The following is a 16,222-nucleotide window of genomic DNA, read 5'->3' as shown; positions in this document are numbered from 1 at the left end:
AGTTCCCCGCGGGGCTCCTGTGACAGACACCGGGGGGTGAGGGCTCAGCGGTCCTCCACGGGAGCGGGCGTGGCCCACTCCGGCTCGGACAGGGAGCGCACGGAGGTGATGGAGAGGTCCTCGTGCTGGGTCACCTCGGCAGCCGCACCCGCCGCCCGGATCGAGGCGAGCGCACCGCCAGGGATGTCGAGGGCGACGGCGAGGGTCTGGGGGTCCCCGATGGCCCGCCACACGTAGGGAGGGCTGATGTCCACGCCGCTGACGACCAGTCCCCCGGGCCGCGTCCCGAGCCAGCTCGAGGCCGTGATCCGCTGGTCGTTGAGCTCGATGGCCTCCGCGCCGGCGTTGCGCAGCTCCTCGAGCACGGTGACGAAGACGGGTGCGCTGACGGCTCCGGAGGGGTCGTGGACGGCGATCTCGACACCCGGGCCGGTGACGGGCAGCGCGCCGGCGAGGATGCCCTGGACCCGTGCCTGCTCCGCGGCCGCCTCCTGCGCGGCCGCGCGAGAGCTGGACCCCGACTCCAGCTCCCCGAGCTCGCGCCGCAGCTCCATGCCCTCCTCGGTGAGCTCGCGGTTGCGCACGCTGAGCTCGTCGAGGAGCCGGACGATGTCGTCCTGGCGCATCGTCGCGTAGGTGTCCTCCTGGGTCTGGCGCACCTGGACGGCCAGCGCGAAGCCGACCGCCGCGCAGAGCAGCACGATGAGGACGTGCACCCACGTGGGGTGGCGGCCCAGGAGCAGGTGGCGCAGGCGCCCGGCTCCCCCACCGGTCGCTGTCGTCTCCCCGTGGCGCGTCATGCCTTGAAGATGTGCCGGCGGATCGAGGCCGCGTTGGAGAAGATGCGGATCCCGAGGACGACGACCACCGCCGTCGTCATCTGGGCGCCCACCCCGAGCTGGTCACCGAGGAAGACGAGCAGCGCGGCGATGAGGACGTTGAAGAGGAAGGACACGACGAAGACGCGGTCGTCGAAGACGCCGTCGAGATAGGCGCGCAGGCCCCCGAAGAGGGCGTCCAGGGCGGCGACGACGGCGATCGGCAGGTAGGGCTGCAGCACCGCCGGAACCGTCGGCTCGACGGCGATGCCGACGACGACGCCGACGATGAGCCCGATGACGGCGAACACTCAGCGCTCCTCCTTCGGTCCGTGCACGTGCCACGGCTCCTCGTGACGTCCCATCATCCGTCCTCCCGTTCGGTGTGCCCCTCCAGCGGCTCGGCGTGGCGCAGGGTGCGCGCCGTGGTGCCGGGCAGCACGAGCTCCTCGGTCTCCTCGATGCTCACCGAGATCCCGAAGGACTCGCGCAGCGTGCCCAGGTGCGCCCCACCCGTGCTCCGGGTGAGCCGGGCCTGCATGTCACCGGGCTCGCCCACGGCCTCGACGACATAGGGGCGGGCGAGCGGGGCGAGGTCCACGAGGATCGCGGGACCAGCAGAGCGGATGGCACTGAGCCCGGAGAGCCGGTGCCCGTTGATGGCCACCGCCTCGGCGCCCGCCGACCACAGCGCGTTCGCGAGCACCTGGAGGTCGAGGTCCTGGACTCGGCCCAGGTCCGCTCCCGGCTCGCCAGCCTGCGCGTCACGGGAGTCGTCGAGCGTGATTCGCAGGCCCGGCCCGCGCACGCGCGCGCTGCCCGCGTTGAGGGTGAGGAGCTGGACCCGTTCGAGGAACTCGGGGTCCGTGCCCCGCAGCGACTCCTCCTGGAGGCGGTCGATCTGCTCGACGAGGGCGGCGTTGTCCGCGCGCAGCTGCTGCCCGCGTGCGGCGCCGTCGGACACCTGGGACAGGAGCAGGGCGCGCGCGTCACCGGCGCCGTCGGTCGGGGCGCGCAGCTCCCGAGCGGCCCACACGGCACCCAGGCCGAGGGCGGCGGCGAGGACGACGACGATGCCCTTGCGCCACCAGGGCAGCGCAGGGGCCCTCCCCTCGGCGCGGCGCTGGGCGGCAGCGGCGTAGCCCGGGTCGAGGGGCCGCTCGACGACCTCCCGCAGGAGGGTCATCGACTGGTCGGGGCGCCCGGGCTGGTGCGTCACGCCGGGCTCGCCGCCCGGCGGTCGCGGCGCACGATCCACGCCACCTGCTCGAGGTAGAGCAGGCAGGCGAACCAGTACAGCCCCACACCCCACAGCGCGATCGCCCAGCCCGCCGTGGACGCCGCCGTGCCCAGTGCGCCGGGCGCAGAGGAGAGGAGGAGGAGCGGGAAGGCGTACATGAGGCAGAAGGTGCCGGCCTTGCCGGCCATGTGGACCGGCAGCGTGCCGTACCCGTGCCGCAGGAGCACGGGGATCGTGCCGGCGAGGACGAGCTCACGGGCGACGATGACGGCGAGCAGCCACCACGGGATGATGTCGCGGTAGGCCAGCCCGATGAGTGTGACGAGGATGTAGAGCCGGTCGGCAGCCGGGTCGAGCATCTGCCCGAGCCGACTGGCCTGGTTGAAGCGCCGCGCGATGTAGCCGTCGGCCCAGTCCGTGAAGCCGGCGAGGGCGACGACGACCACTGCCGCGGCGTCGTGCTCGGTGACGATGAGCCACGCGAACACCGGGATGAGGGCCAGGCGCAGGAAGCTGATGGCGTTGGGGATCGTCCACACGCGCTCCTCGGCGACGCGCGCCGGCCTCTCCGTGGTCCTCACGGGGTCCAGGGTACGCACGAGGGCGGACAGGACGGGTGGAGCGCGCCCGGCGTGACCACGCTGTGACCTGGCCGTACTCTCTCGACCATGCGACTCGGAATGTTCCTTCCCCAGGGCTGGCGGTTCGACCTCGTCGGCATCGACGACGCCCAGCAGTGGCCCCTCATGCGTGACCTCGCCCGCCGTGCCGACGCCGGCCCGTGGGAGTCGGTGTGGGTCTACGACCACTTCCACACCACCCCGGTGCCGAGCGAGGAGGCCACCCACGAGGCGTGGTCGCTCATGGCGGCACTCGCGGCGAGCACCGACCGCGTCCGGCTCGGCCAGATGTGCACGTGCATGGCCTACCGCCCGCCCATGTACCTCGCCAAGGTCGCCGCGACGGTGGACCACGTCAGCGGCGGACGACTGGAGATGGGCATCGGGGCCGGCTGGTACGAGCACGAGTGGCGCGCCTACGGCTACGGCTTCCCCCGGGCCGGCGAACGGCTGGCCATGCTCGACGAGGGCGTGCAGATCATGCGCCAGGCCTGGCGCGAGGGCCGGGCCACCTTCTCCGGGAAGCACTACGAGGTCGACGGCGCGATCTGCCGTCCCCTCCCCCTCCAGGAGGGCGGCGTCCCGCTGTGGATCGCCGGTGGTGGCGAGAAGGTGACGCTGAAGATCGCCGCCCGCTACGCCGACTACACGAACTTCGACGGCACCCCCGAGGGCTTCGCCCGGAAGTCCGCGCTCCTCGCCCAGCACTGCCGCGAGGTCGGGACCGACTTCGGGCGCATCACCCGCTCGGCCAACTACAACGTCGCCATCGGACGGGACGAGGCCGAGGTCCAGGAGCGGCTCGATCAGCTGGCCGCCCGCCTCCGCTCGGTCGGCGTGGACGAGGACGGCGTCGAGGCGCAGCTGCGCGGCGTGCGCGACATGCCCGCGTGCGGGACGCCCGAGCAGGTCGTCGAGAAGCTCCGCGCGCTGGAGGCACAGGGCATGGCCTACGGGATCTTCTACTTCCCCGAGGCCGCCTACGACACGAGCGGCATCGAGCTCTTCGAACGCGAGGTGGCGCCCGCGCTGCGGTAAGTCGTAAGTAAAGGGCCGGCGTCGAATTGGGCATCTCACGGTCAAGAACGTCACGTTGCCATAACGATCGGGCGGCCCGTCCTGGCCCTGTCCGGGTCCCGCGAGGACCCCGCCCCGGGGACGGTCGCGGCGCACCACCGCGCGGATTGCGGGGTGGTGCGTCCGGGGCCACACTGCCCGTGTCCGGCGCGGTCCGGGGCCTTGAGGTCCCTCCCGCACTTCCCTAGCGTGGCCGAGCACCATGACCACTCGGGGCGACTGGCCGTCTCCGTGCGCTGCGCCCTGCGGCCCGGAGGGGGTTTGCGTGAACCACAGCCTCGTGCAAACCGAAGGGACCATGATGACCACGACTTCTACCCGCCGACGGGTGGCGATCCCGGCGGCCGCGGCAGCGCTCGCCCTGGGACTCGCAGCGTGCAGCGACGACAGCGGCGGCGACGACGGCGCAGCCGAGCCGAGTGAGGGCCAGAGCAAGCTCGAGGCCCTGCAGGAGGCCGGCACCATCACCGTCGGCTTCGCCGGCGAGGCGCCCTACAGCTTCGAGAACGACGAGGGCGAGCTGGTCGGCGCCTCCGTAGCGCTCCAGGAGCGCATCTGGGGCGAGCTCGGCATCGAGAACGTCGAGGGCGTCCAGGCCGAGTTTGGCCAGCTCATCCAGGGGCTGAACGCCGGCCGCTGGGACGTCGTCGCCGCCGGGATGTCGATCCTGCCCGAGCGCTGCGAGCAGGCGATCTTCTCCGAGCCGGAGTTCCAGTACACCACCGCGCTGCTGGTCCCGGAGGGCAACCCGGACAACCTCAGCGACATGCAGTCCATCGCCGAGGCGCAGGACGTCCAGATGGCCGCGATGACCGGTGCGATCGAGGCGACCTACGCCGCGGACCTCGGCATCGACGCCATCGAGGTCGGCAACCCGCAGGACGGGATGGACGCCGTCACCGGTGGACGCGCCGACGTCTTCGCGCTCACCGGCATCTCCCTCAACTGGATGGTCGACAACGCCGGGGAGGACCCGGGCGTCGAGGTCACCGACACCTTCGTCGCCACCATCGACGGCGTGGAGCAGCTCGGCGCCGGCGGCACCGTGTTCCGCACCGAGGACACCGAGCTGCGCGACGCCTACAACGAGCAGCTCGCGCCCATCGTCGATGACGAGGACGAGTACCTCTCGGTCGTCGGGGACTGGGGCTTCACCGCGGGCGAGCGTCCCGCCGGCGACTTCACCCTGACCACCGAGGACCTCTGCGCCGGCGAGCTCGGCTGACCGCCCTCCACACATGAGCGACAACCTGGACGCACTGGCAACGGTGCTGCCACGGCTGCTGGACGGGATCCTCGTGACCCTCCAGCTGACCGTCGGCGGTTCCGTGCTTGCCTTCCTCCTCGCCGCGATCCTGGGGATCACCGCGCGTCACCACAACGTGGTGGCGCGCGGTGCCGCGCGCGTGTTCGTCGAGTTCTTCCGCGGGACGTCGTTGCTGGTCCAGCTGTTCTGGCTGTTCTACGTCCTGCCGCTCTTCGGCATCGAGCTCAGCTCGTTGTTCACCGGCATCCTCGCCCTCGGCCTGAACTACGGCGCCTACGGCGCCGAGGTGGTGCGCGGCGCGCTCAACTCGGTGCCCAAGGGCCAGTGGGAGGCGAGCGTCGCGCTCAGCCTCTCCCCCAGACGGCGACTGTTCCGCATCGTGTGGCCGCAGGCCTGGGCGATCATGATCCCGTCGCTGAGCAACCTGGGGATCATGCTCCTCAAGGGCAGCGCGGTAGCGGTCGTGATCGTGCTGCACGACATCACCTTCGTGACCAACCAGCTGCGCCAGATGACCAATGACACCTTCTTCTCCTACGGCGTGGGCATGGTGGTCTACTTCCTCATCGCCTACGTCCTCGTCCTCGTCGCGAACCTCGCCGAGGCCCGCGCCAAGAGCCGTCTCGGGATCGGCCCGCCCCTGAGGAACATCTTCCGGCCCCGCGCCGCCAAGGCGGGGGTGGTGAACTCATGAACGACGTCTGGAGCTGGGAGCGTGCCGCCGACGCGCTGCCGCAGCTGCTCTCCGCGTTCTTCGAGGTCACGCTGCTCGCCACGGTCCTCGGCTCGGCCATCGCCGCGGTCCTCGGGCTCGTCGTCGCCGTCGTGCGACGGTCGGCCCCGGCGCTCATCGCCCGCCCCGTGCACTGGGTGATGGAGTTCATCCGGATGACCCCGGTGGTCATCCAGCTGCTGTTCGTCTACTACGCCTTCACCGACTGGGAACCGCTCTGGATCGGCATCGGGGTGCTCGGGATCCACTACTCCACCTACATGGCCGAGGTGTACCGCTCGGGGATCGACAACGTCCCCAAGGGCCAGTGGGAGGCGGCGACCGCACTGTCCCTGCCCCGCCAGCGCACGTGGACCCGCGTGGTCATCCCGCAGGCGCTGCGCACGACCGTCCCGGCGCTGGGCACCTGGGTGATCTCGATGTTCAAGGACACCCCGTTCCTGTTCGTCATCACCGTGCCCGAGCTGGTGAGCGCGGCGGAGAACTACGGCTCGCGCACGTTCACCTACGTCGAGGCCTTCACCCTGGCCGGCCTCATCTTCCTCGCGGCCAGCTACCCCACGTCCATCCTCGTCAGGAAACTGGAGGCCCGACTTGCCCGCTACTGATTCCGCGCCAGTCATCCGCTTCGAGAACGTCGTCAAGCGCTTCGGTGACAACACGGTTCTCGATAACCTCAACTTCGAGGTCCGCAAGGGTGAGCGCGTCACGCTCATCGGCCCCAGCGGCTCCGGCAAGACGACGATCCTGCGCCTGGTGATGACGCTCGAGGAGCTCACCGACGGCTACATCTACATCGACGGTGAGCCGTTCACCTACGAGGAGCGCGGCGGCAAGCGGGTGGCGCGCAAGCCCAAGGACGTCGCGAAGGTCGCCACGAAGATCGGCATGGTCTTCCAGCAGTTCAACCTGTTCCCCAACATGACGGTGATGGAGAACATCGTGGAGGCGCCCGTCCACGTGCTCGGGAAGAGCAAGGAGGAGGCCCGGCAGCGTGCCCACGAGCTGCTCGAGCTCGTGGGGCTCTCGGACAAGGCCGACGCCCACCCCAGCCGGCTGTCCGGCGGGCAGCAGCAGCGGGTCGCGATCGCCCGGGCGCTGGCGATGGACCCCGAGATCCTGCTGCTCGACGAGGTCACCTCCGCGCTCGACCCCGAGCTGGTCGGTGAGGTGCTCAGCGTGCTGCGGAACATCGCCGAGACGACGAACATCACCATGCTCATCGTCACCCACGAGATGCAGTTCGCCCAGGAGGTCTCCCACCGGGTCCTCATGTTCGACCAGGGGCGCATCATCGAGGACGCCGAGCCGCACGTGATGTTCTCCAACCCCCGCGAGCCTCGGACCAAGGCCTTCCTCCAGGCGGTCCTCTGAGCTCGGCGAGTCCTGAGCTCGACGCCCGGCGGCGTGACCAGCCCTAGGATCGGTGCCCATGGCCACCGTCATCCTCGTGAGGCACGCCCGGAGCACCGCGAACACGGCCGGGGTGCTGGCCGGGCGCACCCCGGGCGTCGAGCTCGACGGAACCGGGAGGGAGCAGGCGGCACGAACCGGTGTCCGGCTCGGCGCGGTCCCGCTCGTCGCCGTGGTCTCCAGCCCGCTCGAGCGGTGCCGCCAGACCGCTCAGGCCGTCCTCGACCACCAGGACGCCGACCTGGCCACCCGGCTGGAGGACGACCTCACCGAGTGCGACTACGGCGACTGGCAGGGCGGCACGCTCGCCGACCTCGCCAAGCAGGACCTGTGGTCGGTGGTCCAGCGGCAGCCGTCGGCCGCGGTCTTCCCCGGCGGGGAGTCGCTCGTGGCGATGCACGCTCGCGCCGTCGGCGCGATCCGGCGCATCGACGCGGCCGTCGAGGCCGAGCACGGCCCTGCGGCGGTGTGGGCCGCCGTCACCCATGGTGATCTCCTCAAGGCGGTCCTGGCGGACGCGCTGGGCCTGCACCTCGACCTGTTCCAGCGGCTCCACGCCGATCCCGCGTCCGCCTCCATCGTGCGCTACACCCCCAGCCAGCCCCACGTCCTCGCGGTGAACACGCAGGCCGGGGACCTCTCCTGGCTCCGCGCCCGGCCGGACGAGCCGCAGGTCGGGGGCGGCGCCGGACCGGCAGCCTCCGCGCCCGCCTCGTAGCATGGGTCCCGTGCCTCAGACCGTCCACACCTTCGACTGGCCCGACCGTCTCGTGATCGGCACGGTGGGGCGGCCCGGGTCGCGCACCTTCTACCTGCAGGTCCGTGCCGGCACGCGGCTGCTCAGCGTCGCCCTGGAGAAGGAGCAGTCCGCCGCTCTGGTCGAGAAGATCGACGAGCTGCTCGACGAGCTCATGGACACCGAGGGCAACCGGTTCAGCGTCCCCGAGCGTGTCCCCGCGGAGCTCGTCGACAACGACGCCCTCGACCAGCCGGTCGAGGAGCAGTTCCGCGTCGGCATCATGGGCCTGGGCTGGGACCCGTCGACCGCTCAGCTCGTCATCGAGGCCGTCCCCGCCCAGCCGGTCGACCCGCAGACCCTCGAGCCGGTCGGTCCGGAGCCGGAGGAGGCGCTGGTCGTGCGGATCCCGGTGGGCGCCGCCCGTGCCTTCGCCGAGCGTACGCGCGAGGTGGTGGCCGCCGGCCGGCCGCTGTGCCCCCGGTGCGGCGAGCCGATGGACCCGGACGGGCACGTCTGCGAGCTCCCCGACGACCTCCGGTGACACCCGACCTCGACGGCGGGGACATCGTCCTCGACGCGCGGATCACGACGGCCTCGAACGCCACCTTCGTCGGCCGGATCGAGGACGTGAGGGTCGTCTACAAGCCGGTCGCCGGCGAGCGGCCCCTGTGGGACTTCCCCGACGGCACGCTGGCCCGGCGCGAGGTCGCCTCCTACCTGCTCTCCGAGGCCCTCGGGTGGGAGGTCGTGCCGCGGACCTGGCTGCGTGACGGACCGCTCGGCACCGGGATGGTGCAGCTGTGGTGCCCACCGGACCCGGCGCAGGAGGCCGTCACGCTCGTCCCCGCCGACGAGGTGCCCGACGACGGCTGGTGCCACGTCCTGAGCGGCGTCGACGAGGAGGACCGCGAGGTCGCCCTCGTCCACGAGGACTCCGGCGCGCTACGGCGGATGGCGGTCTTCGACCTCGTCACGAACAACGCCGACCGCAAGGGCGCGCACGTGCTGGCGATGGCCGGCGGCCACCGGTACGGCGTGGACCACGGCCTGACCTTCCACGAGGAGCACAAGCTGCGGACCGTGCTGTGGGGGTGGGCCGGCCGCGAGCTCGACGCCGAGGAGGCCGAGGGCGTCGGCCGCGTGCGTGCGGCCCTGGACGACGACCTCGGGGCCGCGCTCGCTGAGCTGCTCACCGGACCGGAGCTCTCCGCCCTCGAGGTGCGCTGTGACCGGCTCCTCGCCACGGGACGGCTGCCCGCCCCGCGCGAGGGGTACCCGGCGATCCCCTGGCCGCCCCTCTAGACGTGCCCTCTGCGGGCGGCGCTGTCCGGGCTGGTGCCCGTGCTCCGGGCGCGCAGCGCGCGCTCGAGGTCGTCGAGCTGCTCGAGGAGCGTGCGCCGCAACCCTGCCGGCGCGTCCTCGTGCTCGGCCAGCCACCGGCGGGTGCGCGCGACGACGGGGTGGTCCTCGGGCGCACTCCCCCGCCCGTCCACCCAGTCCGGGTAGAGGTCACCGACCAACCGCTCGGCGATCTCGATCGAACGGTCGGCCCACATCCCGGGCAGCAGCGCGAAGTACGGCTCGACGTACCCGGCGAGCAGCTCGACGTGCAGCGGCTGGGTGAGACCGGCGATGACGGCGTCGACCTCGTCGTTGGACAGCGGACTGTCCCCCAGCGCCGCGTCCTGGGTCGGCAGCCCGAGCGCGGCCCAGGCCTGCGCCTTGGCCTCCGCGTCGGGACGGCCGGCCAGGGCGGCCCGGTGCGCGAGACGGGTCGTGGCGGTGTCCTCGCGGGCGAGCTCGGCGTCCAGCTCCTGCGGGCCCGCCGCGCCGGTGGCGGCGAGCGCCTGCCACAGCGACCAGCGCAGTTCCGGGTCCAGCTGCAGCCCCGGCACCTCACCGGCGAGGACCGCCCGCACCCGGTCAGCGGCTTCCGGGGCGCGGGCCGCCGCGTCGGCGAAGGCGCGCGCCCACACCAGCTGCAGACCCGAGCCGGGCTCGTGCCGCTCCATCCCGGTGAAGGTCTCCTCCGCGAGCAGCACCCGGGCCCCGGCTCGCGCCGCGGTCGGCAGGTAGTGCTCGACGGCGCCGGCGGCGTGGGCGAGCAGGTCGCGGGCGATGCCGATCTCCCGCTCCGCCGGCAGCTGGGACACGACGGCGTCGAGGAAGGCCGCGGCCGGCAGCAGGCCGTCGCGGGTCGCGTTCCACAACGCGGACCACAGCACCGCGCGGGACAGGGCGCCCTCGATCGTGCCCGCGTCACGCAGCGCCGTGGCGGTGCTCCGCTCGTCCAGGCGCACCTTGGCGTAGGTGAGGTCGTCGTCGTTGACCAGGACGAGGTCGGGGACCGGGATGCCGGCCGCCTCGGGCAGGTCGGTGACGGAACCGGACACGTCGGTGGCGATGCGGTGCGTGCGCACGAGCGCGCCGTCGTCGCCGGCGGAGTAGCAGCCGACGACGAGCCGGTGGTCGCGGAGCACGCCGCCGTCGTCGTCCTGCCGTACGCGCAGGGCGGTCACGGTGCCGTCGGCGACCTCGAGCTCGGGGGTGAGCGTCGAGGGTCCCGTCGTCTCCAGCCACTGCCCGCTCCACGAGGACAGGTCGCGTCCGGAGGCCTCCGCCAGCGCGGCCAGCAGGTCCGGCAGCGTCGTGCTGCCGTAGGCGTGGCGCCGGAAGTAGGTGCGCGCACCGGCGAGGAAGGCCTCGGGGCCGACGAAGGCGACGAGCTGCTTGAGCACCGAGGCGCCCTTGGCGTAGGTGATGCCGTCGAAGTTCTGCTTGGCGGCCTCGAGGTCGGGGATGTCGGCGACGACGGGGTGGGTCGTGGGCAGCTGGTCCTGCCGGTAGGCCCAGGCCTTGCGCCGCAGCGCGAAGCTCGTCCACGCGCCGCTGAAGCGGGTGGCGGTGGCCGTGGCGTAGGTGCCCATGTAGTCGGCGAAGGACTCCTTGAGCCACAGGTCGTCCCACCAGCGCATGGTGGCGAGGTCACCGAACCACATGTGAGCCATCTCGTGGAGGATCGTCGTCGCCCGGCCCTCCCGCTGCGCCTCGGTGGCCTGGGAGCGGAAGAGGTACTTCTCGGTGAAGGTCACCAGGCCCGGGTTCTCCATCGCCCCGAGGTTGTACTCCGGGACGAGCACCTGGTCGTACTTGCCCCACGGGTAGGGGTAGTCGAAGGCGTCGTGGAAGAGGTCCAGGCCCTGTCGGGTGACCTCGAGGAACTCCTCGGCGTCGAGGTAGGGCGCGAGCGAGGCGCGGCACCACAGGCCGAGCGGGACGTCGAGGGTGGACCCGTCGGCCAGCCCGCGCGACCAGTGGCCCTCGGCCCGGTGGTAGGGGCCGGCGACGACAGCCGTGATGTAGGTGGACAGCGGCGGGGTGGGCGCGAAGGTCCACGTGCGCGAGCCGTCCTCCCACTCGATGACCGAGTCGGCCGCCGAGTTCGACAGCACCTGCCACTCGGCGGGGGCGGCGACGACGACGGTGTACGGCGCCTTGAGGTCGGGCTGCTCGGTGCAGGCGAAGACCCGGCGGGCGTCGGCGGGCTCGTACTGGGTGTAGAGGTAGGTCTCGCCGTCCACGGGGTCGACGAAGCGGTGCATCCCCTCCCCCGTGCGCGAGTACGCCGCCTCCCCGCGCACGACGACGGTCGACTCCCCGTCCGTGCGCAGCCCGTCGACGGCCACACGCCCGTCCGCCACGCGCACCACCTGCTCCTGCCCGTCGACGACGACGGCGTGCACGCGCGGGCCGAGGAAGTCCAGCCACGTCGTGGTGGCGGTGCTCGACAGGCGCAGGGTCGTCGTCGTCGGGAAGGTCGCGGTGGCCGGGTCGCGGGCGTCGCGCAGGTCGAGCTCGATGGTGACGGCGTGGAGGGTCAGCTGCTCGGCGCGCCGTCGGGTCTCGGTCCGGGTCAGGTTGCTCACGGGGAGGAGCAAAGCACGGGCGGCCCGCCCGGGGCCACGCGGCACCGCCTCACCTCCCCCACGTGCGCCGAGCGCTGAGTTGTTCCGCGGAGACGCCTGCCCCGTGCGCGTCGAGCGCTGAGTTGTTCAGCGGCGCGACTCCCCCGTGCGCGTCGAGCGCTGAGTTGTTCAGCGGCGCGACTCCCCCGTGCGCGCCGAGCGCTGAGTTGTTCAGCGGCGCGACTCCCCCGTGCGCGCCGAGCGCTGAGTTGTTCAGCGGCGCGACTCCCCCGTGCGCGCCGAGCGCTGAGTTGTTCAGCGGAACAACTCAGCGCTCGACGTAAGGGGGGTGGGGCGCGAGGGTGAGAGGCTGGGGACATGGCCGGCGACCTGCGCGTGACGTCCTCCGTCGCGCTGCGCGAGGAGGAGCTGCAGTGGCGCTTCTCCCGGTCCTCCGGACCCGGTGGCCAGAGCGTCAACACGACCGACTCGCGGGCCGAGCTGACCGTCGACCTCGCCGCCACGCCCGCGCTGAGCGAGCACCAGCGCGCCCGGGTGCTCGAGGCGCTGGCCGGGCGCCTGGTGGACGGGCGGCTGACCGTGACCGCGAGCGAGCACCGCTCCCAGCTGCGCAACCGCGAGGCGGCAGCCGAGCGCCTCGCCCAGGTGCTGCGCGAGGCGCTCGCTCCCCCGCCTCCGCGGCGCCGGCCCACGAAGCCATCCCGCGGTGCCCAGCGGCGCCGCGCCGAGGCCAAGACGAGGCGCAGCCAGACCAAGTCCCTGAGACGCCGCCCCACGGACTGAGCGCCTCCGCCCCGTCCCTCCCGCGAGTACGCACCTACGGTCACCAGGAGCGCCCGGCGAGCGCGTGCCCGTGACCGTAGGTGCGTACTCGGCGAGGGGGCGGGTGCGGGGGTCAGAGCGCCGCGGAGGCGGTACCCAGCCAGGTGTGGGGGTTGCGGTCCCAGCACCAGCCGAGCTTGGGGCGGCGCTCGGAGATCCACACGGCCGGCACGCGCTGGTTGGTACCGGTGCGGGAGCCGGCGAGGGAGAAGCAGCGGCCCGGGCGCAGCATGTCCGGGCGCAGCACGACAAGCGCCAGCCCCTCGGCGACGGTGAGCGGGCGCCGGCCCTCCGCGCGGATCTCGGCGACCGCGTCCTCGGGCGTCACGCTGAGGAAGCGGGAGCCGGTGTCGACGTCGCGCAGGAGGTAGGCGGACCGGTCGGGCGCGTCGACGACCGGCCGGTAGGTGGCGAGCTCGTCGTCGTCGATGACGCTGACGCCGCTGCGCCGCCCCAGGCGCAGCGCCGGGACCGCGTCACCGGGCCGCTCGAGGGCGAGGACGAGGACGAGGAAAACGTGGTCCCCGGGCGGCACGGACGTCGGCGCACCGGCGGGCGGGAGCTCCGCGCGGAGCGGCTCGACGAGCGCGCGCAGGCCGGCCTCGTCGGTGCCGAGCAGCGCCGGGAAGCCGAGCTCGACGTAGGCGCGCAGCTGACGCTCGAGCTCCTCCTCCGGCGTCGCGGCGGGGTCGAAGGCGGCCTGGGCGGCCGACGGGCCGGCGACGACGGTGGGCAGGTCGGCGGGGTGGGTGACGGTCTGCTGGGGCATGGCGAGGTCCTCTCGGCTGACGGGCAGCAGGCGCAACGCCCGGGGAGCCCCGGCTCTTCCCAGGACGTGATCCACGACATATCGTCGAGGAAGGCGGCTCAACGTGGAGTCGCCTCCGGCTACCCCCGGCAGATCGAGACACGAGGGAGTACTCGTTCATGACCATCGAGACCGACGTCCCCCAGGACACCGCAGCCCCGCAGTCCGCCGTCTACGCCGCACCCGGCACCGACGGCGCGGTGATGAGCTACGAGAAGCGCTACGACAACTACATCGGCGGGCAGTGGGTGCCACCGGTCAAGGGCCAGTACTTCGCCAACCCCAGCCCGGTGGACGGCAAGGCCTTCACGGAGGTCGCCCGCAGCACCGCCGAGGACATCGAGCTCGCGCTGGACGCCGCGCACGCTGCCGCGCCCGGCTGGGGCCGCACCTCCGTCGCCGAGCGCGCGCTCGTCCTCCACCGCATCGCCGACCGGATGGAGGAGAACCTCGAGCGGCTCGCCGTCGCCGAGACCTGGGACAACGGCAAGCCGGTCCGCGAGGTGCTCGCCGCGGACCTCCCGCTCGCGATCGACCACTTCCGCTACTTCGCCGGTGCCATCCGCGCCCAGCAGGGCGGCATCTCCCAGCTCGACGACGACACCGTCGCCTACCACTTCCACGAGCCGCTCGGCGTCGTCGGCCAGATCATCCCGTGGAACTTCCCCATCCTCATGGCGACGTGGAAGCTCGCGCCGGCGCTCGCGGCCGGCAACGCCGTCGTCCTCAAGCCGGCCGAGCAGACGCCCGCCTCGATCCTCTACCTCATGACGCTCATCGGGGACCTGCTCCCCGACGGCGTGCTCAACATCGTCAACGGCTTCGGCCTCGAGGCGGGCAAGCCGCTCGCGACCAACCCGCGCATCGCGAAGATCGCGTTCACCGGAGAGACGACGACCGGCCGGCTGATCATGCAGTACGCCACCCAGAACATCATCCCGGTCACCCTGGAGCTCGGCGGCAAGTCGCCCAACGTCTTCTTCGCCGACGTCATGGACGCTGACGACGCCTACCTCGACAAGGCGGTCGAGGGCTTCACGATGTTCGCCTTCAACCAGGGCGAGGTGTGCACCTGCCCGTCGCGCGCGCTCGTCCACGAGTCGATCTACGACGAGTTCATGGCCCGGGCTCTTCCGCGAGTCGCGGCGGTCAAGCGTGGCCACCCCCTCGACCCGACGACGATGGTCGGCGCGCAGGCCTCCTCCGACCAGTTCGAGAAGATCAAGAGCTACCTCGACATCGGCCGCCAGGAGGGTGCCGAGGTGCTCATCGGTGGCGAGGTCGACCGGGTCGACGGGCTCGACGGCGGCTACTACATCCAGCCGACGGTGTTCAAGGGGCACAACAAGATGCGGGTCTTCCAGGAGGAGATCTTCGGCCCGGTGCTGTCGGTGACGACGTTCAAGGACTTCGACGAGGCGATCGAGATCGCCAACGACACCCTCTACGGTCTGGGCGCCGGGGTCTGGAGCCGCAACGCGGACACGATGTACCGCGCGGGCCGCGCCATCCAGGCCGGGCGGGTGTGGACGAACACCTTCCACCAGTACCCGGCGCACGCGGCGTTCGGCGGGTACAAGCAGTCGGGCATCGGCCGGGAGAACCACCTCATGATGCTCGACCACTACCAGCAGACGAAGAACCTGCTCGTGTCCTACGCGCCCGGTGCGCAGGGCTACTTCTAGACGGCTGCCGGGGCCGCCGCGCCGGCGGCCCCGGCCCACCCGAGGGAGCACGATGGACGTGACAGTGCCGCGTGTGGTGGCCCTGCCCGCCGCCGCCGAGCTGCTCGACCGGCTGCGCGGGGAGCACGGGCCGCTGATGATGCACCAGTCCGGCGGCTGCTGCGACGGCTCCTCCCCCATGTGCTACCCCCAGGGGGAGTTCCTCGTGGGCGACCGCGAGGTGCTCCTTGGGGTCCTGGACCTGCGCCTGTTCACCGGGCACGTGCTGCCGGACGCGCCGTCGGACGCCGACGGCGTGCCGGTGTGGATCTCCCCGCAGCAGTTCGACGTGTGGCGGCACACCCAGCTCGTGCTCGACGTCGTGCCCGGCCGCGGCGCCGGCTTCAGCGTCGAGGGGCCCCACGGGGTTCGCTTCCTCACCCGGTCCCGTGTCTTCAACCCGGCCGAGCTGCGAGCCCTCGAGGACCAGCCGGTCCTCACCGGCGCGGACTGGGACACCGGGGCCCGGCCACCGGCCGCCACCCGCCCGCAGGTGGTCACCGACGTCGCCGACGCCTGCGCCATCCCCGGCGGCTGACCGAAGTAACAACTCAGCGCTCGCGGGAGGGGGCCTTCCTTTCGCGGAGCGCTGAATTCTGACGAGTAACAACTCAGCGCTCGGCGGGAGGGGGCGGGGGCAGCGGTGGGTTCTGACGAGTAACAACTCAGCGCTCGGCGGGAGGGGGCGGCCCGGCTACCCTGGGGCCGCATGAGCGTCTTCGCCGTCGAGTACACCTACGACACCGCCCGCACCGACGACCTCGCCACCGTGCGGCCGGCCCACCGCGAGTTCCTCCAGGGGCTGCTGGACGAGGGCTCGCTGCTCGCCTCCGGCCCGTGGCGGGACAACGCCGCCCCGGGCGCGCTGCTCCTCGTCCTCGCCCAGGACGTCGACGGCGCCCAGCGGCTCCTGGACGAGGACCCCTTCCTCAAGGCGCACCTCATCACCCAGCGCACCGTGCGGCCGTGGAACCCGATCATGGGTGCCTTCGCCGAGCACGCCTCGCAGTAGACCGCCTTCGTCTGTTAGGCCTG

18 protein-coding genes are annotated in these 16,222 nt (G+C 72.2%); 12 read left to right on the top strand and 6 right to left on the bottom strand.

From position 1 onward, the window contains the following. Positions 1 to 44 precede the first annotated feature (44 nt). From DSZ44_RS03635 to clsA, 4 genes are read right to left on the bottom strand one after another with little or no spacing between them, the layout of a single operon-like run. Entirely contained in the window at positions 45 to 800 is a 756-nt protein-coding gene (locus DSZ44_RS03635) for a DUF881 domain-containing protein (protein ID WP_110851181.1), read from the bottom strand. Further along, positions 797 to 1,129 carry a small basic family protein gene (locus DSZ44_RS03630; RefSeq protein ID WP_110851180.1) on the bottom strand — a complete coding sequence of 111 codons (333 nt, stop codon included), beginning with the start codon at positions 1,127 to 1,129 and terminating at the stop codon, positions 797 to 799. The genes DSZ44_RS03635 and DSZ44_RS03630 overlap by 4 nt, the downstream gene beginning before the upstream one ends. A gap of 53 nt (positions 1,130 to 1,182) precedes the next feature. Then, the gene (locus tag DSZ44_RS03625; RefSeq protein ID WP_258369188.1) at positions 1,183 to 2,037 is read right to left on the bottom strand and encodes a DUF881 domain-containing protein; all 855 of its coding nucleotides are present in this window, start codon (positions 2,035 to 2,037) and stop codon (positions 1,183 to 1,185) included. Beyond that, positions 2,034 to 2,639 carry a cardiolipin synthase ClsA gene (gene clsA / locus DSZ44_RS03620; RefSeq protein ID WP_110851179.1) on the bottom strand — a complete coding sequence of 202 codons (606 nt, stop codon included), beginning with the start codon at positions 2,637 to 2,639 and terminating at the stop codon, positions 2,034 to 2,036. The genes DSZ44_RS03625 and clsA overlap by 4 nt, the downstream gene beginning before the upstream one ends. An 87-nt stretch (positions 2,640 to 2,726) precedes the next feature. Between clsA and DSZ44_RS03615 the strand changes: the two genes are divergently transcribed. The 8 genes from DSZ44_RS03615 (at position 2,727) to DSZ44_RS03580 (ending at position 9,209) form a co-directional block, all read left to right on the top strand. Continuing rightward, positions 2,727 to 3,716 (top strand): LLM class F420-dependent oxidoreductase, encoded by a 990-nt coding sequence (locus DSZ44_RS03615; protein ID WP_110851178.1) that lies wholly within the window; start codon positions 2,727 to 2,729, stop codon positions 3,714 to 3,716. A gap of 337 nt (positions 3,717 to 4,053) precedes the next feature. Then, on the top strand, positions 4,054 to 4,980 hold the full coding sequence (locus DSZ44_RS03610; RefSeq protein WP_110851177.1) for a transporter substrate-binding domain-containing protein: 927 nt from the start codon (positions 4,054 to 4,056) through the stop codon (positions 4,978 to 4,980). A gap of 13 nt (positions 4,981 to 4,993) precedes the next feature. Continuing rightward, the gene (gene ehuC, locus DSZ44_RS03605; protein WP_110851176.1) at positions 4,994 to 5,716 is read left to right on the top strand and encodes an ectoine/hydroxyectoine ABC transporter permease subunit EhuC; all 723 of its coding nucleotides are present in this window, start codon (positions 4,994 to 4,996) and stop codon (positions 5,714 to 5,716) included. Further along, positions 5,713 to 6,363 (top strand): ectoine/hydroxyectoine ABC transporter permease subunit EhuD, encoded by a 651-nt coding sequence (gene ehuD / locus DSZ44_RS03600; protein WP_110851175.1) that lies wholly within the window; start codon positions 5,713 to 5,715, stop codon positions 6,361 to 6,363. Before ehuC ends, ehuD begins: the two co-directional genes overlap by 4 nt. After that, positions 6,350 to 7,129, top strand: coding sequence for an ectoine/hydroxyectoine ABC transporter ATP-binding protein EhuA (ehuA, locus tag DSZ44_RS03595; protein WP_110851174.1), 780 nt, complete (start codon positions 6,350 to 6,352; stop codon positions 7,127 to 7,129). The genes ehuD and ehuA overlap by 14 nt, the downstream gene beginning before the upstream one ends. Before the next feature lie 58 nt (positions 7,130 to 7,187). Next, the gene (locus DSZ44_RS03590; RefSeq protein WP_181424520.1) at positions 7,188 to 7,886 is read left to right on the top strand and encodes an MSMEG_4193 family putative phosphomutase; all 699 of its coding nucleotides are present in this window, start codon (positions 7,188 to 7,190) and stop codon (positions 7,884 to 7,886) included. Positions 7,887 to 7,896: 10 nt separating this feature from the next. Next, a complete protein-coding gene (locus tag DSZ44_RS03585; protein ID WP_110851343.1) occupies positions 7,897 to 8,448 on the top strand; it encodes a DUF3090 domain-containing protein in 552 nt (183 codons plus the stop codon). After that, positions 8,445 to 9,209 carry an SCO1664 family protein gene (locus DSZ44_RS03580; RefSeq protein WP_110851173.1) on the top strand — a complete coding sequence of 255 codons (765 nt, stop codon included), beginning with the start codon at positions 8,445 to 8,447 and terminating at the stop codon, positions 9,207 to 9,209. Before DSZ44_RS03585 ends, DSZ44_RS03580 begins: the two co-directional genes overlap by 4 nt. Here the strand turns inward: DSZ44_RS03580 and pepN are convergent. Then, complete coding sequence (gene pepN, locus DSZ44_RS03575; RefSeq protein WP_258369187.1) at positions 9,206 to 11,833, bottom strand: aminopeptidase N; 2,628 nt, start codon at positions 11,831 to 11,833, stop codon at positions 9,206 to 9,208. The genes DSZ44_RS03580 and pepN overlap by 4 nt on opposite strands. 357 nt (positions 11,834 to 12,190) lie before the next feature. Between pepN and arfB the strand changes: the two genes are divergently transcribed. After that, on the top strand, positions 12,191 to 12,616 hold the full coding sequence (arfB, locus tag DSZ44_RS03570) for an alternative ribosome rescue aminoacyl-tRNA hydrolase ArfB (protein WP_110851171.1): 426 nt from the start codon (positions 12,191 to 12,193) through the stop codon (positions 12,614 to 12,616). A gap of 112 nt (positions 12,617 to 12,728) precedes the next feature. Here arfB and DSZ44_RS03565 read toward each other — a convergent pair whose 3' ends face one another. Beyond that, positions 12,729 to 13,424, bottom strand: coding sequence for a DUF5701 family protein (locus DSZ44_RS03565; RefSeq protein WP_220035070.1), 696 nt, complete (start codon positions 13,422 to 13,424; stop codon positions 12,729 to 12,731). A 158-nt stretch (positions 13,425 to 13,582) separates the two neighbouring features. On the opposite strand from DSZ44_RS03565, the gene exaC reads away from it, so the two are divergent. The 3 genes from exaC (at position 13,583) to DSZ44_RS03550 (ending at position 16,199) form a co-directional block, all read left to right on the top strand. After that, on the top strand, positions 13,583 to 15,148 hold the full coding sequence (exaC, locus tag DSZ44_RS03560) for an acetaldehyde dehydrogenase ExaC (protein WP_110851170.1): 1,566 nt from the start codon (positions 13,583 to 13,585) through the stop codon (positions 15,146 to 15,148). A gap of 52 nt (positions 15,149 to 15,200) precedes the next feature. Continuing rightward, positions 15,201 to 15,725 carry a DUF779 domain-containing protein gene (locus DSZ44_RS03555; protein ID WP_110851169.1) on the top strand — a complete coding sequence of 175 codons (525 nt, stop codon included), beginning with the start codon at positions 15,201 to 15,203 and terminating at the stop codon, positions 15,723 to 15,725. 171 nt (positions 15,726 to 15,896) lie between these two features. Next, entirely contained in the window at positions 15,897 to 16,199 is a 303-nt protein-coding gene (locus tag DSZ44_RS03550) for a YciI family protein (RefSeq protein WP_110851168.1), read from the top strand. Positions 16,200 to 16,222 lie beyond the last annotated feature (23 nt).

Origin of the sequence: Georgenia satyanarayanai (assembly GCF_900116375.1) — a bacterium.
Lineage (GTDB): Bacteria > Actinomycetota > Actinomycetes > Actinomycetales > Actinomycetaceae > Oceanitalea > Oceanitalea nanhaiensis.
The sequence above is the reverse complement of the archived record's forward strand: the minus strand, read 5'-3'. Positions and strand labels throughout refer to the sequence as shown.

What these genes read in the sequence shown, in the direction of transcription:
- DSZ44_RS03635 (WP_110851181.1), bottom strand. Translation starts at nt 800, where the DNA reads ATGACGCGCCACGGGGAGACGACAGCGACCGGTGGGGGAGCCGGGCGC.
- DSZ44_RS03615 (WP_110851178.1), top strand. Translation starts at nt 2,727, where the DNA reads ATGCGACTCGGAATGTTCCTTCCCCAGGGCTGGCGGTTCGACCTCGTC.
- DSZ44_RS03610 (WP_110851177.1), top strand. Translation starts at nt 4,054, where the DNA reads ATGATGACCACGACTTCTACCCGCCGACGGGTGGCGATCCCGGCGGCC.
- ehuC (WP_110851176.1), top strand. Translation starts at nt 4,994, where the DNA reads ATGAGCGACAACCTGGACGCACTGGCAACGGTGCTGCCACGGCTGCTG.
- ehuD (WP_110851175.1), top strand. Translation starts at nt 5,713, where the DNA reads ATGAACGACGTCTGGAGCTGGGAGCGTGCCGCCGACGCGCTGCCGCAG.
- DSZ44_RS03590 (WP_181424520.1), top strand. Translation starts at nt 7,188, where the DNA reads ATGGCCACCGTCATCCTCGTGAGGCACGCCCGGAGCACCGCGAACACG.
- arfB (WP_110851171.1), top strand. Translation starts at nt 12,191, where the DNA reads ATGGCCGGCGACCTGCGCGTGACGTCCTCCGTCGCGCTGCGCGAGGAG.
- DSZ44_RS03565 (WP_220035070.1), bottom strand. Translation starts at nt 13,424, where the DNA reads ATGCCCCAGCAGACCGTCACCCACCCCGCCGACCTGCCCACCGTCGTC.
- exaC (WP_110851170.1), top strand. Translation starts at nt 13,583, where the DNA reads ATGACCATCGAGACCGACGTCCCCCAGGACACCGCAGCCCCGCAGTCC.
- DSZ44_RS03555 (WP_110851169.1), top strand. Translation starts at nt 15,201, where the DNA reads ATGGACGTGACAGTGCCGCGTGTGGTGGCCCTGCCCGCCGCCGCCGAG.
- DSZ44_RS03550 (WP_110851168.1), top strand. Translation starts at nt 15,897, where the DNA reads ATGAGCGTCTTCGCCGTCGAGTACACCTACGACACCGCCCGCACCGAC.